Genomic DNA, 15,206 nt, shown 5'->3' on the forward strand with positions numbered 1-15,206 from the left:
CCTGCACCTCTGTCCTCAGTCTTTCAGTTGCGTGTTAAAAAACGACAACATGTCGGCCATAACGCCGCTCCACAGCTTCCACTCGTGTGATTTATTCCGCACTTCCCTATACTCGACGACATACCCGCCCCCGCTTCGCTTCTGAAGATGATTGAGGCGGATGCAGAGCAGGCGCGACTGCTCTATCGGCACGGTGGTGTCCCTGTCACCGTGCGCCAGGAACACAGGTGTTTTCTCCAGGTTGAACGCGAGTTCCATAATGTTGTCGTCGCGCTGCCAGCGTTCTTTGAAATCGGCGAAACTGCCGTAAACCGACGCAAGCGCCTGGTTCCGGGTGAGCACCGAGACGTCGTAATATCCCGAGAGTCCTGCCGCCGCACCGAACATCTCCGGATTCCCCGACGCGACGAGCAGCGCCCCGCGGGCTCCCGTTCCGATACCCGCTACGCCCAGGACCGCGCGCTCCCGGGCGATGCCGTACTCTTCCCGTAAAAACGGCACCAGCACCGTTACAATCCACTTCCCGCCGGGGATGGCGTCCCATTTGGTCTGGGTTTCGGGATAGTAGTTCGTCTCGTACTGAGTCGCGCCCATAGACGGGCACACCAGGACTATGGAATATTCATCGGCGTAACGCCGAACGTCCGTATTCGCGCTCCAGTCGCGCGATGATCCCCTGTGATTGTGCAGCAGGACGATCGTGCGGCCCCCGCGCGCGGCGTACATGGCGGGAAAGTAGGCCCGCACACCGGCGGTCCTGTTTTCACCGTCAACCATGAATGGTATTTTAATGTCGATCCATTGTCCGGTTGGGGCCTTACGCGTACTTCGGACAATCCCCCCCGAACACGAGAGGCAGAGAAGCAAAAGGGCGCCAATCGCCATCCTCAGAAACGATTTCATGGTCTTGCATCCGGAGCTATAATATTCACCTCAACGAAGTGGAAATATACCAGTCAAGCGCTTCTCCGTCAACAGCATTATTGAACCATGCAACGATTAGAGGTATCCTGCCTCCTTCATGCTGAGGTAGGAGGACTGTCCGATGATAACATGATCGAGAAGCTCGATCCCGATAATCACACCGGCCTCTTTTATCCTCCTGGTTGCGGTGATATCCTCGCGCGACGGCACCAGCACCCCGGAGGGATGGTTGTGTGCGACGATAATCGACGCGCCCGCCTCACGGATCGCTTCCCTGAATATCTCCCTGGGGTGGACGAGCGCTTCCGAAACGGTGCCCACCGAGACCGTCGCTTTTTTCAATATGCTGTTCTTGTTGTTTAGTATGAATACTCTGAATTCCTCGCGCTTCAGTGCGGCCATCTCCGGCTGCAACAGCTTCCACACCCTTTCGGGCGAGTCGATGACCGGGGACGAGTTCTGCGCCGACAGAAGCCTCCTTCCCAGCTCGAATGCCGCGTGGATCCGTATCGCTTTCCTCATGCCCACGCCATGCTTCTGCGCCATCTCCCTGAGGCCGGAGCCATGGATCCCCTTCAATCCCCCGAACTGTTTCACCATGCACGAGGCGAGCTCGATCACGTCCACCGTACGGGTACCCGTGCCGAGGAGGATGGCGAGCAACTCCATGTCGGAGAGATCTTGCACGCTTCCCCCTGCGATGCATTTCTGTATGGGAAGGTGGCTTTGCATGTCTTCAATTGTCCCGTTCATATAAAGAAAACGTTTTGACGGACGTCACGGGTAACACTTTTTCGGGAAAGTGCGATTTTTTCCGCCCCATATCTTCAAATCCGGGGCTTTAATATCCCCGGGGTCGCCAGGGCATACTTTTGACGCTACCGTAACGGCGGCAAATTGTTATTTACTAATATATGGATGAGTTTTAGACTGCCACTTCGTTGAATCGAAGCCGGCCCCCGGACCGGGGGCCGGGCAATACTGGAGACCGTGGAGAAGGAGATGCTTGAAATAAAAGATATTGGTGACGGCCTTTTCGTGGCCAAGGTAACCATGAACGAAGTTCTCACGCTCGACGTTCCCGAACTCAAGGAGAAACTTCAGCAAGAGATTCTTAACAGGGGGATTAAAAAGCTGGTGCTGGATCTTTCCGCCGTGAAACTCATTACCAGCTCGGGGATCGGCATTTTCCTCAATATCAATCAGAACCTGAAAAACTGCCTCAGGCTGGCGGCGCCCCAATCCGAAGTTGAAAAGGTCCTCGAGCTTACCAAGGTTTCGTCCGTCATTAAGATATTCAGCACCGTCGACGCCGCGGTAAAAAGTTATTAAATTTTCGATTATTTTATTGACCCCGCTTGCCGGGTTATGTACCATTAGGACAAGAAGAGGACGTGGGATTTAACATCGCAGTGTTTTCTTCAATGGCACCTCGGGTGTCCAAATTTCGGTACACATATGTACCTTTTGATCTATATTGATCAAACCAGGGAAACGGGGAACAATCCTTAAGGGTTGATCCCCTTTCTTTTTTTAATAAACCCTGTTTCGCTCTCGCCGCATCAATTAAAAAAAGGATTAAGCCCCTTCTCGGTTTCGAATTCCGGGATTTTTTCATCAATCGCGACAGGGCCTGGGTCGGCGACATTGAACATCCGCGGCCGCGGAATTGGAAACCGGCATTGCGGGTCGCATCTTGCGCTCGGACCATCCGTCGATTACCCAGCCGGATAGCTGTTCCCGCATATCGGGCCGGGAGCCGATTTAAAGAAACTCGTTTCCGCTTTGCAGGTTTATTCACCGGTTTCAGTATCCGGAATACCTCAGGCATTAAAAGAGATCGTCAAGTTCCTTTAGGACACCTTCGTCCGATGATTTCGTTTTATCTTCACCGGCGGAATCGCGCTCATTTTCCAAAGATTCACTCTGCGCCGCAAGAGCGGCCATTTTCTGCATCTCCTCTTCGTTTATCTCTTCTTCGCCGAAAAGGTCCCCATCGGAGCTCAGTCGATACCTGAAGGCCGAAGCGTAGCAGTACGCCGCCAGTATCGCCTCGTAGACCTTGCGGCCGTTCATTTTTTTGCTTCCTTCGATGGACGATTCAAATCCGAGAACATCCTGCGGGTTGTCCACGATGCGCTGCCCGCCGTTCATGTCCGCGATCAAAGTGCTCAGTTCTATTATCACCTTTTCCATAAAGTCACGCACCGTCATCCGCACGTTTTTCCCGACTCCCGTCTTTTTCTTGTCCATCCCGGCGAGCCTGTTGGAATAGTCGATATACTGGGCGTTGGATGTGGGCTTCTCGTTTCGGGCCTTTTCGTAGCTCTCGATAATATCCGCATAATCCTTGAACACGCTCATGCACCGCCGCAGGTCGTTATACATATCCGACAGCTTGATCCGGTAATCCACCTTCCCCTGTTGTGTGAACTGGACGTTGTACTTGATCTTGTTAGTCGTCAGAATAAAAGAATACTCTTCGTCGAATTCCCTGAAAAGGATATGGGCCAGCAGTATCTTGTCGTTGTCCCTCACGTATTTAAAGACGCCCGACTTGTCATATACCGAGCGCAGTTTTTTCAGGTCGAGCGCATTCATGATGGCCAGACCCTTGCGCACCTCCTCGGGCAACTGGTCCTGCTCGCCGGCCTCCTCTTGCGGTTCTCCGGATTCATCCTCCTCCGGCCGGGCATCCGGTCTTTTCGCCCTTCCGCGCCTGTTCGGTACGTCCGTATCGGCGATCTGCAGTATTCGCGCTATCACCGGGTCTTTCATCAGATACAGCTCTCCGAGGTAATTGCAGAAGAGCCAGTACAGCACCGTATAAAGCCTGTTGAACACGACGGCCACGTCGTTCTTGATCTTTTTGCGCTTCATTGCGTAGAGCGAGTTTTTGCCCTTTTCAAGCTTCATCTGCATTCCGATGGCGCGGTCGAACGCAAGCAGGATGAGTTCTTTGTATGGATATAGCACATATAGTTTTTTAAAAAGTCTGGTGAGCGGCTCCCGTATCTCGGCGGCCTTTTGACCGATATGCGGGAAGTTTATGTGGTGCTCGACGATCTGGTTGATCATACCGCGATCGAAAACCCCCGACGACATTTCGATGAGCTCGTAATACAGCGGGTCAAGCCGGTCGAGCTCGTCGACTATGGCGACACCGGTTTTGTGGCTTTGTTTAAAAATATCGAGGTACACAAGCTGAAGCTCGAGAAGTGCCGATTTCATCTCCGTATTGAAGCGCTCGAGAAATTTTTTCGTCAGGAATTCGCCGTAAAAGTCGCAGACCCCCATGGAGTAGAGTCGTATCCTGATCTGCCAGCGGTTGATTAATCGTATCAGCGCATCGAAGATGCCCCTGCCGGGGGCGGGGATGTATTCGGCGGCCGTTTGCCCTTCCGCGGCGCGATTGGTGCCGCCCACGTGCCGGGAGGGACGCTTCTCGACTTCCTTGAGTTTCTGCGCATGACCGTCGATCTTGCTCCTGAACTGCTTCTGTTTATCGCGATCGAAATCCGCGAGCGCCCGCTGCTTTTGGTTTCTGGCGACCTTACCGCCGGCCTCGACGAACTTGTTGAAAAGCTGCTTCTTCTCGCTTTCGTTCAACTGTTCGGCGCCGATATTTTTCCTGGTCTTGTCGATTCGTTCAGTGCCCATTTCCCGCAGCCCGCACCATCGGGGCCCCTCCGACGAGTTGAATCTCCCGCCATAACAAACGCGCTTCCCCGTTCGATGTTCGATTAATAATCCCCGCCTGTCAATTACTAATGTACCGAACATACGGTATTTCGAACATCACGAATTCCCTGTTTTCCCGAGAACCAGGATCGGAGGGACCGCGTTGCACATCGCCACCCGGTAATATCACGGCATAAATCAGTTGAATTATTATCCCGTGCCCGTTAGGCTCCACCTGGCGCCGGCGGTCCGGCCGTTGATCCAAACGGCGTATAGGTGCGGGGAGCAAAGCCATCGACGATCCCCTTTAGCGCCGGGGCACAATAGACGGAGGCATGGCCATATGATACACAGCTTCACCGTCAATTCTTCCTCCCGCGAGGAACTCATTGACATTACCGGTGAAATTCGGCGCCTCGTTGCATCCAGCGGAATTATCGAAGGTGTGTGCTTCATATACACTCCTCACACCACGGCCGGTGTAACCATCAACGAAAACGCCGACCCCACCGTACGAAAGGACATCATAAAAGGACTGGGCACGCTTAACCTCGAGCGCGTACCGTTTTCACATCTCGAGGGCAATTCACCGGCGCACATCAAATCATCGCTTGTCGGCTGCTCCCTCTTCGTTTTTGTCGAGGAGGGGAGGCCAGTGCTCGGAACGTGGCAGGGGATATTCTTTTGCGAGTTTGACGGGCCAAGGACCAGGACGGTGATGGTGAGAATCGGTTGAGGGCCCCGGAATTGTCAAAAAACGCTTGCCACTGCCCGGCTATCGGTCAGAGATGGATCGCAGGGTCCGTGCTCTGGGCGCGGACCATAATCAACCATAAGGCAGGTTTTACAATGGACTATTTCAAAGGAACAAGCGACTACGTGCTCTCTCCCGAGCTCAAGGATAACGTAAACGTCTCGATCGCGCTGGGCAGGCCGCTTTTGGTAAAAGGAGAACCGGGCACCGGCAAGACTCTCCTCGCGCATTCGATCGCGGAGAGCGTCGGGAAACCTCTTATCGTATGGAACATCAAATCCACGACCAAGGCCCGCGATGGCCTGTACATCTACGATACGGTCCAGCGCCTCAACGATGCGCGTTTCGGCGACAGGGACATCAATGACATCAAGCAGTATATAAAGCTCGGCAAGCTCGGAGAGTCCTTCGCCGCCGAAGAGCAGATGGTGCTTTTGATCGACGAGATCGACAAGGCGGACATCGAGTTCCCCAACGACCTGCTCAACGAGCTCGACGAGATGAGCTTTTACATCCCGGAGACCGGCAAGAACATCAAAGCCATACACCGGCCCATCGTCATCATCACGTCCAACAGCGAGAAGGAGCTCCCCGACCCGTTTCTCCGGCGCTGCGTGTTCCACTACATCGAGTTTCCCTCCGAGTCACTCATGGAGGAGATCGTGTACGTGCACTTCCCCGATATCGAGAAGAAGCTGTTGCGTGAATGCCTCAAGAAATTCTACTGGATCCGGCAGTTCGACATGCTGCGCAAGAAGCCGTCCACCAGCGAACTCATCGACTGGATACAGTCGCTCATTGTCGGCGGAATATCACCCTCGAATGTCGAGAAGGAGCTCCCATTCCTCGGCACGCTGCTGAAGAAAAAAGAAGACACCGATCTCGTCGCCCAGTCATCGCCCGGGCACCATGGGTTCAACACCAGCATACGGACGCGAAATGTTTATTAACTTTTTTTTCAATCTCAAGGCTCATGGCGTGCCGGTATCACTCCACGAGTGGATCACGCTTCACCACGCGCTCGCGCGAAACCTCAACGACTGCAGCCTTACCCGTTTTTATCACGTTGCGCGGTCCATACTGGTTAAGAACGAAATCTTCTTCGACCGGTACGACCTCGCCTTTCTCGACACGTTCAAGGACATCGAGACCACCGACGAGATGCTCGAAAAGATACTCGAGGGCCTGAAGAAGGTCAAGGAGCTCCGACTGACCGAAGAGGAAAAGCGACTTATCGACGAGCTCGATCTCGACGAAGTGCTGCGGAACTTCGAGGAGCAGCTCCGTCAGGGACATTTTAAGAACCATGTCGGCGGCAACCGCGCCATCGGCACCGGAGGGCGCTCCACGCAGGGAGCGTGGGGCTACAACCCGGCCGGTGTCCGTATCGGGCAGGGAGAATCGCGCCACAAGCGTGCCGTCCAGATCGCCGAAAAACGCAGCTTCCGTAACTACTCGAGCTCGATCACGCTCGACACCCGGCAGATGAGGGTCGCGCTCGCCCACCTGAGGGCGCTATTGCCGCTTGGACCGGAGGAAAAACTCAACCTCGAGGCTACGATCGAAGTCACCAGTAAAAACGCCGGCGACATAGAGCTCATCTGGGAAAACAAGGAGAAGAAGGCCGCCAGGGTAATACTCATGATGGACGTGGGCGGGTCCATGACGCCCTACGCGCGCATGGTCGAACGTCTCTTTTCCGCGGCATCCTCCCAGATCAGCCGCTTCAAGCATTTCTATTTTCACAACTGCGTGTACCAGGACCTGTGGACCGACATCGAGCGCCGCGATTCTATCAATACGGCCGAGTTTTTGAAAAGCGAGGACTCGGACTATAAGCTTATAATGGTCGGCGACGCCGAGATGGCGCCGTCCGAGCTTACCTGGGCGAACGGCGCCGTCGATTACTGGTATCACAACGACGTTCCCGGACTCGTCTGGCTTCAGCGTATTCGCGAAAAATTCCACGATTCTATCTGGCTTACCCCCGTTCAGAAGCGGGCATGGGGATACGTGCAGACCACAAGAATGATCGCCGACATCTTCCCCATGTTCGAGCTGACGTTGGACGGTCTCGATGAGGGTGTCAAATTCCTGATGCAGGGAAAAGGAAGGATACATGCGTAAAGGCGGACGCGTCTCCGACACACCCCTCATGCTCGAGGTGCGGGGACTCACCAAACATTTTTCGGTTCGCAGGAGAGGGCTTTTCCAGAAGCATGGCGTGCTGCGGGCGGTTGACGATGTGAGTTTTTCCATCGCCGAGGGGCAGTGCCTCGGCCTGGTCGGGGAGAGCGGAAGCGGAAAAACCACCGCGGCGCGATCCATCCTTCGCCTCATCGAGCCCGATTCCGGGGTCATCAACGTAGGCGGAGTGAACGTCTCCGGCCTCGAACGGGGCGATCTCCGGCGCTATCGAAAAAACATGCAGATCGTTTTTCAGGACCCCTACGGTTCGCTCAACCCACGGATGACGGTCGAGAAGATTTTGGGTGAGCCCCTTAAAATCCACACCTCCCTTGGGAAAAAAGCGATCCGGGAGAGGATTGTCGACCTGCTCGATCTCGTTGGGCTCTCGGCGGACCTGGCGGACCGCCATCCCCACGAATTCAGCGGTGGACAGCGTCAGCGAATCGGGATAGCGCGGGCCATCGCGCTCAATCCCCGGTTCATCATTCTCGACGAACCCGTTTCCGCGCTCGACGTTTCAATCCAGGCCCAGATACTCAACCTTCTCGCCGACCTGCGCGACAGGCTGAACCTCACGTATCTGTTCGTTGCGCACGACCTGTCGGTCGTCGAGCACATCAGCGATATGATTGCGGTCATGTACCTGGGAAAAATAGTCGAACTAAACCCCAGGGCCGGTCTGTATAGAAAACCGCTTCACCCTTACACTCAAAGTCTTATACGGTCGATTCCGGATAAAAAGCCCGTCAAGCACGGATTCACCGTTTTGCGGGGGGAGATACCCTCTCCCGAAAATCCCCCGACCGGATGCCCCTTCCACCCGCGCTGTCCGAACCTCATGGAGGTCTGCCGACATGAATACCCTGCGATCCGCCGGATCGGCGGCGCAACGGTCGCCTGCCACCTTTACTGAGATAGTTAAGGTGATGAAACTTGCGGCAGGGGCTGTTCGTCCGGAACGAGCTCTACCACGCGGCCGCATCATTCCCATCGCAGCGATCCTTTTAATTTTTATTTTCCTTTTACTCTCGCATGGCACGGCATTCCCCGCGGAGGACCGTCTGCTCCAGCTGATGGAACAGGCCGGGCGGGAAACGGCCGAACAGGTGGCGATGGAGGAGATTTATTCCAGAAATAATATCCTTTTCTGTACCGGCACGAGCGAGGCGGCATCCGCAAACAACACGGCCGCCGAACACATGCTGAAAGGCGACTATTCCAGGGCCGCCGAAATCCTCGAAAGCGCACTCGTCCGTTCAGCCCTCTTCCTGCCGTTCAGGTACAACCTCGGGATCTGCCGCATCCATCTCGAAGAGCTTCCCGTCGCCCTTGTCCACCTTAACAAGGCCCTTCAACTGCTTCCCGAATATTCAAAGACCTGGATTCAAATGGGGCATATCCACGAGCGGATGGGCCGCGACGATCTCGCCATGCAGTACTATAAATCGGCCCTTGGCCGCAACCCCCGCGAATTGGAAGCCTACACCCTTACGGGTGACATTTATTTCAAGCGCAACCAGCTCGAGATGGCCGCCAGGCACTACGACCGTTCGCTCAGGGAGAACCCGCGCTATCCGAACGGCCTGCTGGGACGCGCCAAGATCCATTTCGAACGAGGTGAGTATCTCAAGGCAATCATTCAGATAAAGTCAATCGACACGTCGGGGGATTACGACAAGGCCCTGCATTATTATTACGCCGAATCGGCATACCGGCTGAGGGATTACCAGACGGCATTTGACCAGTACGGCGAACTCTTGAAGCACAGGGGAGACCGGTTTTTTCTCACCCATTCGTCATTCATCATCCACCATAAAATGGAACTTTCCCGGCGATTCATCGAGCGCTGAAACGGGCCGCGCCTACAGTGAAATCGACACCTGTGCGTAAGCGGTGTCGTCCATTCTCCCTGTGCCGGGAAACGCATTTTTGTTATAATTGTGCATAAAACCGGTTTTCAGGGCAATAAGTTTCGTCACCGACACCGTTATAAACGAATCCATCACAAAACAATACTCGGCCCAGTCCGTCATCCTCGGAATATAAAAAGCCGCACACAATACTACGACCGGCTGGGCCGGCGTGATGCGCATTCGGTAACGCTGCTAAATACGAAATTCTCGATTGGATTCTTTAGTTTTTATTCTTCATCGGCCTGGCCGTTTGTCTTCATCGTATCGGTGTTATCGGCCTTGCGCTCGTACCACCCCGAATGCGTCAAAAACCATCGTTGCTCGTCAACCCCCTTCCGGACCGGCTCTTCTTAGGAAAATATACTCTTCCCATTGGGAGGCGTCTCCCGCTCGCCGTCACCAGTCTCCTGGGCGACCGTCGCCTCCCGGAGCGCAAAAAGGAGAAAGAACACCGCGATCGTTCGCCAAACCCTCACCGGGCTCTCCTAACTCATTATTATTCTTGTTGTTTCGGCCATGTACCGCTTGTTTACATTATTGATCATTCGTTCCACCGTGGCGATGAGTTCCCTGTCGGTCGAACGTTTCTGGACGTACTTTATGATCTCGGCAAGGTCGTCTCTGATCGCCCTGCCGATTTCGTCCATCGCCTGCGCGTATACCACGGAGCTTCCAACCTTCTGCTCGTTCTTTCTTTTTCGCAGCTCCACCTCAATCTGCATCTGGGCCATGAGCCGTTCCTGGTCCGACTTGATCAGCTCCGTAACCATCTCCTCGGCAAGAGCCCTGAAGTTGACCGGGCTTACCAGTTCAAAAAAACGGGCCGGGAAGGCCCCGCTGCCGGTTACAACATCGGTGAACGGGACGCAATGATATGATTGCTCCACCAGGGTCGAGGTTGTCTCATCGACAATCACCCGCCCTACGGCGGAGAGGGAGCGCGCATGCCGCATCGCGTGTTCGGGAAGATCCATCACTTCCCCGTTCATAATTTTAAGACCTCCGGTCATTATCTGTATGTTCAGGAGCAGCCGGTTGCCGGGGAGTCGAAGCTCGTTGAATCGCCGCATATTTTCGCATATACGAAGGCCGGCCTCGGCCGCCGCCGCTTCGTCATCGAACACCGCCACCACCCGGCCCTCTACCATCTGGGACACGAAACCCTTGAGGCCGGTCACCACCGATGTCACCAGCCTCTCGACCAGTCGGCTGCCGACCATTATGTCAATAAGGTTCAGATGACCGGCAAGCGTGCGATACCCCGGCATTTCAGCGTTAATAAATGTCTTGCGCGGAAGCGAATCCCTCGAAAGCGAGCCTGTGCGGCGCCGCTGTGCCCTCTCCCTTCCCTCCTGCGTGTCAAGCGCGGCCCCTTCATGTTTTTTAAAAATGTTGACGATGAAATGATCGATTTCCTGCAGTTCCTCCGGAGGAAGAAGCGCAAGGACCTGCAGGATGTCGTGGGAAATCCCGTATTCCTCCTTCAGCAACGAGATGAGAAAATATGCGAACTCCCCGGACCGCTGAACACCGATCGCCGCGAGAACCTCCCGCTGTATCTGCCTGTTTTTTATCACCATCATGTCCCGCAACGACTTCATCGCCTCCTTGTTTCCAAGGCTGATGAGCAACGCACAGGAATATATCCGCACCTTGATCGCGGGGTCTTTCAGGTATTCCAGCAGGTATTTAATCACCTGGCGTCGGTTCACCGTGTTATTGTTGAACATGATATAGCCGATCGCCTGGATTGCCGCTTCCTTCAGCTCGTTGGATTCCAGGCCCATAAAGCGCTCATTCAGGTACTCGACGTCCGCCTCTATCCCGCCCCTGCCGATGCACAGTATGGCCAGACGGGCGATCTCCCCGTTTTTATTATTCTCGAACACACGTTTGAAGACGGCGTTCGCGGCCACATTCCCGGCGACGTCCCTTCTAAGAAAAATATTCAGCGTCATTTCAACGTCTTCCGAACCGGCCTCTGTTCGATCTCGAAGGAAGTCGAGGAGTATGTTGAGCGACCGCTGGTCCGAGAAAAGTGAAAGAAGGCGGATGGCCTTCCGCTGCTCTGCCGCATCTCCCGACGCCAGTAAAACCTCGAGCTCCCCCAGCATGTACGAATAGTTGAGAATGGACAGGCTTCGTGTAACCGACGAAGAGATGTCCTCGTCGGGATATTTTTTCACGTAATTGAATATTTTAACAAGGGTCGACGCCGCCTCCTCTATATTAAGCCTTCCGATGATCTCGCAAAGGCGCGCAATCCTGTTTCGCAGATAGCGTTTCTCGAAATTGATCCCCTCGACTCTCATCGCCGAATTTTCCCGCGATTTCTGGTCCGGGCTGTACAACACTTCGACCAGAAGCTTCAGCCTTTCCACGTCCTCGTTCCTGATATACGGGAGCGTTGCGGAGAGGTCCTTAATAAATTCCTGGATCATCGCTCTGTCCACGTTACGCAGAAAATGGACGACCTTTTTTTTCATTTCGGGCGTGAACTGGTCCAGTATGAACCTGCGCAGTATCCTGAAGCTCTCGGGGAAGTCCTTTTCGATGACCTCGGTCACCATGAACTCCTTGCGATAGGTCTCGAAGTAGGTCTCGAGCGTAACGATGATATAATTGAAAAGCTTGTCCCTGAGGAGATTATTGATCCTGTTCTCCTTAAGATTCGTGAAAAACCGCTCGAAGACCGCTACGATCATCTCGTTTTCCCGATCATCCTCGACCGAGAGCGCAAGCAGGTTTCGAAAGAGCTTGTCCGGATCGCGGAGTTTCTGGATGGACGAATGGAGCAGGCGAAGAATCATATCCATCTGGTCGCAGTCTCCGGAGGTCAGCGCCTTCATCGTATATATAAGGAATTCACGGTGATTGCCGCATATCATCGCGTTGATGAAAGCGGTCTTCGCCCTTCGGGAATACGAATCGAACTGCGAGGTCATCTTGCCGAGCAGCACCCTGACGTTCAGGATGAGCCTGTCCTCAAGCTTGGGAGCGTAGGTATACGAGACATCTTCCTCACCCCTGCTGTCTTCCGATTCCTTCATTATTTTATCGCTCAGCATGGAGAGAGAGTTGTACACGCTGCAGGTTATCGCCTCGTTTTTCTCCTTGAGAAAATCCTCGTGCAGAGAGATGTCCTTGAATGAAGAGAGGGCCTCAATCGCGAAGCAGCGGATGGGAACGTGTTTCTCGCGGTCGGCGGCGATTTTTTTTAAAAATTCGAGCACTTCCTGCGAATTCGCCCCGTGAATGCGCAGGATCACGAACGCCTTCTCAACCGCCTCGATCTGGGTGGTGTCGTTTTCGTATTTTTCGATGATCCGGACAACAGAATCAAGGTTCTCCGGGGTGCCGAATCTTTCGATGTTTTCAAGGGCGCACTGTTTCTCTAAAACCGAGGTCTCGCCCTCGTTAACGAAATCGAGCAACGCCCGCCCCACCTCCGGTCGGTCAAAATCCTTTAGCGCAAGAAGCGCGTTTTCTCGGACAAACGGTTCCTGCTCGAGTTCGCGCAGAAGGATTCGCATCCCGTTTTCCGACTTAACGATCCCCAGAAGACGGTGAAACGCCATCCGTTCGTAGGGGAGCAGTTTGAACGACCGGCTGATCTCCACTTTCAGAGACTGTAAATAATCCTTTTCCATCCACTCCTCCCGGTCAGGGAAACGACGTGTCCGTGCGGGCCCCGAATGTTTCCCAGCATACCGACAACGAAAGCCAATGCAATAAAAAAAGCTCATCCGGCGAATTGTTCGCATCTTCATGGCGCAGACCCGATCAAATGGTAAAAATGGTTTGACGCGCCCCTGAAAAATCAGTATCATTTCGGCATGCGTTTCCTCCAGGCAGGCGGGAACCGTAAAAATATCAAACGACGTCTGAAGTAAATCTATTCTTAGGAGTGCTTTATATGAAAAGCAACAGGCTCGCGTTGTTCGTCGCACTCATGTTCCTTGCGGCGGCGGTTTCATGCGGTGGCGGGTCCCAAAAGCAGGTAAAGGGCGAATCGGGCAAGGCCGGATGCGAGCTCTGCGGCGAAGCCACGGGCTACGCTCAGATATTCGACAACGACCAGTCACTCGCCCGCGACAGGGCCATCGACGACGCCATGAACAAGCTCGTAGGCAGCAAACTCGGCACCTTTGTCGCCGGCACCTCCGTGGTCGAGGATTTCGCCCTCGTCTCTTCGATAGTCGAGGCCAAGACCAGCGGCATGGTACGCAACTGGAAGGTCCTTAAAGAGGGCGCGCAGGAAGGTTCGTTCGTGATTACGATCTACGGCGAGGTCTTTCCCCAGGCGGTCAACGACACCATCGAGGCCACGCTTAAAAACTACGGACGCCCCAAGTTCATGGTGCTCATTCGCGAGACCTTCGAAGGCCAGCAGAACATGCCCGGCTTTACGGTCACCGAGCTCACCATGATGGAGATCATGGGCAACGCCGGATTCGAGTTCGTCGATGCGGCCACCACCCAGCAGCTCATGCGACGCGACGCCGCCAAGATGCAGCAGGCCATGGCCGGCCAGGTAAAAGGCGCGGTTCAGGACTTCCTGATGGACACGGCCGGTGCCGAGGTCGTAATCGTCGGCGAGGTGAAGACCAGCGACCAGAGCGGGGCCATAGCGGCGTATTCCAAGAACATGAAATCCAAGCAGGCCATCATCAACATCAAGGCGATCGACATGTACACGGGCGCGATACTTGCCACCACCAGCGCGAACGCCCCCGGCGTGCATATTGACGGCGACACCGCCTCCAAGGCCGCCATCCAGAACTGTCTCAAGCGCATCGTCGGCAAAACCGATGAGGACACCGGCAAGTTCCAGTCCGGTCCCTTCATGAACCAGATCACCCGCAAATTCCTCCAGTCGGCGACCGGCCGCATGATCATGCTCACCATCACCGGGCTCGATTTCGCGGAGCTCACCAAGTTCCGCAACGAGGTGCAGAACCGCGTGCGCGGCGTCAAGAAGGTCTATTCGCGCGGACAGGCCGGACGCGCGGCCAAAGTCGAGGTGGAGTTCGCCGGCAAGACCGACGACCTGGCGCAGGAGCTCAATGCCAAGTCCCAGGCGCTCGGTTTCGAGATCGAGATCAAGGAGACCTATCCGAACAAGATTACGATAGCGGCGAAAAAACTCTGAAAGGATTCAAATCCATGTAACGAAAGAAGGCGAGAGTGTAAACTCTCGCCTTTGATTCATAAAGTTAATATTGTGCTCCGTCGTTTACAAATATCCCTCAACGTTAACGAATAATTCCCTCGTGGAAGATCCTCCGGTTCTGTACACGATCCGGAAGGTATCGGACTCATCGTTGGCTCCCGTATAATCAATGGAAAAATCGTATGGCGGAATCGCAGGCAAGGCCGGTAAGACACTAAAAGATATCTCGATCAGGGGCCCGCTAATCCATTCAACAGATAACAATTCAACAGTATCACTCGAAGCATTAATTATCTGGAGATAGATCAGCCCCGCTGTTTCAATTTCAACTCTACTGCCGGAAAGCTCTCGTACAAATGTTGGCGTAACAGTATGAGGATCCAAAAAATCCCCATCAGAATAAAACACCCTGATATCATGATCCCCGGCAAGCTCGAAAAGCTCCTCTCTGCACGACACCGTCACAAGCAGCGTCATGCAGAGCGGCAAAGCCATTGATCTAAATGATTTCATTACCAGTCTCTATTACTCTCATTATGTTTTTGCAGCTTCACTCCACCGGCGGCCGTTC

12 protein-coding genes are annotated in these 15,206 nt (G+C 54.3%); 7 read left to right on the forward strand and 5 right to left on the reverse strand.

The genetic code is table 11. The features are described from left to right. Window positions 1-15 precede the first annotated feature (15 nt). The gene (locus VLM75_07185) at window positions 16-903 is read right to left on the reverse strand and encodes an alpha/beta hydrolase-fold protein (GenBank protein HSV96701.1); all 888 of its coding nucleotides are present in this window, start codon (window positions 901-903) and stop codon (window positions 16-18) included. 96 nt (window positions 904-999) lie between these two features. After that, window positions 1,000-1,656: a DNA repair protein RadC gene (radC, locus tag VLM75_07190; GenBank protein ID HSV96702.1), complete on the reverse strand. Its 657-nt coding sequence runs from the start codon at window positions 1,654-1,656 to the stop codon at window positions 1,000-1,002. Window positions 1,657-1,926: 270 nt separating this feature from the next. Here radC and VLM75_07195 point away from each other — a divergent pair, with 270 nt between their 5' ends. Then, window positions 1,927-2,256, forward strand: a complete 330-nt coding sequence (locus VLM75_07195) for an STAS domain-containing protein (protein HSV96703.1) — start codon at window positions 1,927-1,929, stop codon at window positions 2,254-2,256. 498 nt (window positions 2,257-2,754) lie between these two features. Here VLM75_07195 and VLM75_07200 read toward each other — a convergent pair whose 3' ends face one another. Further along, a complete protein-coding gene (locus tag VLM75_07200; GenBank protein HSV96704.1) occupies window positions 2,755-4,584 on the reverse strand; it encodes a hypothetical protein in 1,830 nt (609 codons plus the stop codon). A 364-nt stretch (window positions 4,585-4,948) separates the two neighbouring features. Between VLM75_07200 and VLM75_07205 the strand changes: the two genes are divergently transcribed. The 5 genes from VLM75_07205 (at window position 4,949) to VLM75_07225 (ending at window position 9,399) form a co-directional block, all read left to right on the forward strand. Further along, complete coding sequence (locus VLM75_07205) at window positions 4,949-5,341, forward strand: secondary thiamine-phosphate synthase enzyme YjbQ (protein HSV96705.1); 393 nt, start codon at window positions 4,949-4,951, stop codon at window positions 5,339-5,341. 113 nt (window positions 5,342-5,454) lie between these two features. Further along, on the forward strand, window positions 5,455-6,309 hold the full coding sequence (locus VLM75_07210; GenBank protein HSV96706.1) for a MoxR family ATPase: 855 nt from the start codon (window positions 5,455-5,457) through the stop codon (window positions 6,307-6,309). Continuing rightward, window positions 6,299-7,486 (forward strand): VWA domain-containing protein, encoded by a 1,188-nt coding sequence (locus VLM75_07215; protein HSV96707.1) that lies wholly within the window; start codon window positions 6,299-6,301, stop codon window positions 7,484-7,486. Before VLM75_07210 ends, VLM75_07215 begins: the two co-directional genes overlap by 11 nt. Continuing rightward, entirely contained in the window at window positions 7,479-8,462 is a 984-nt protein-coding gene (locus VLM75_07220) for an oligopeptide/dipeptide ABC transporter ATP-binding protein (protein ID HSV96708.1), read from the forward strand. The genes VLM75_07215 and VLM75_07220 overlap by 8 nt, the downstream gene beginning before the upstream one ends. Beyond that, entirely contained in the window at window positions 8,404-9,399 is a 996-nt protein-coding gene (locus VLM75_07225) for a tetratricopeptide repeat protein (protein ID HSV96709.1), read from the forward strand. The genes VLM75_07220 and VLM75_07225 overlap by 59 nt, the downstream gene beginning before the upstream one ends. 548 nt (window positions 9,400-9,947) lie before the next feature. Here VLM75_07225 and VLM75_07230 read toward each other — a convergent pair. Next, window positions 9,948-13,112: a hypothetical protein gene (locus VLM75_07230; GenBank protein ID HSV96710.1), complete on the reverse strand. Its 3,165-nt coding sequence runs from the start codon at window positions 13,110-13,112 to the stop codon at window positions 9,948-9,950. A 266-nt stretch (window positions 13,113-13,378) separates the two neighbouring features. On the opposite strand from VLM75_07230, the gene VLM75_07235 reads away from it, so the two are divergent. Beyond that, on the forward strand, window positions 13,379-14,614 hold the full coding sequence (locus VLM75_07235; GenBank protein HSV96711.1) for a hypothetical protein: 1,236 nt from the start codon (window positions 13,379-13,381) through the stop codon (window positions 14,612-14,614). An 84-nt stretch (window positions 14,615-14,698) separates the two neighbouring features. On the opposite strand, the gene VLM75_07240 is transcribed toward VLM75_07235, so the two are convergent. After that, window positions 14,699-15,148 (reverse strand): hypothetical protein, encoded by a 450-nt coding sequence (locus VLM75_07240; protein HSV96712.1) that lies wholly within the window; start codon window positions 15,146-15,148, stop codon window positions 14,699-14,701. Window positions 15,149-15,206 lie beyond the last annotated feature (58 nt).

It is taken from the genome of Spirochaetota bacterium, from assembly GCA_035477215.1.
In the GTDB taxonomy this organism is placed as follows: domain Bacteria; phylum Spirochaetota; class UBA4802; order UBA4802; family UBA5368; genus MVZN01.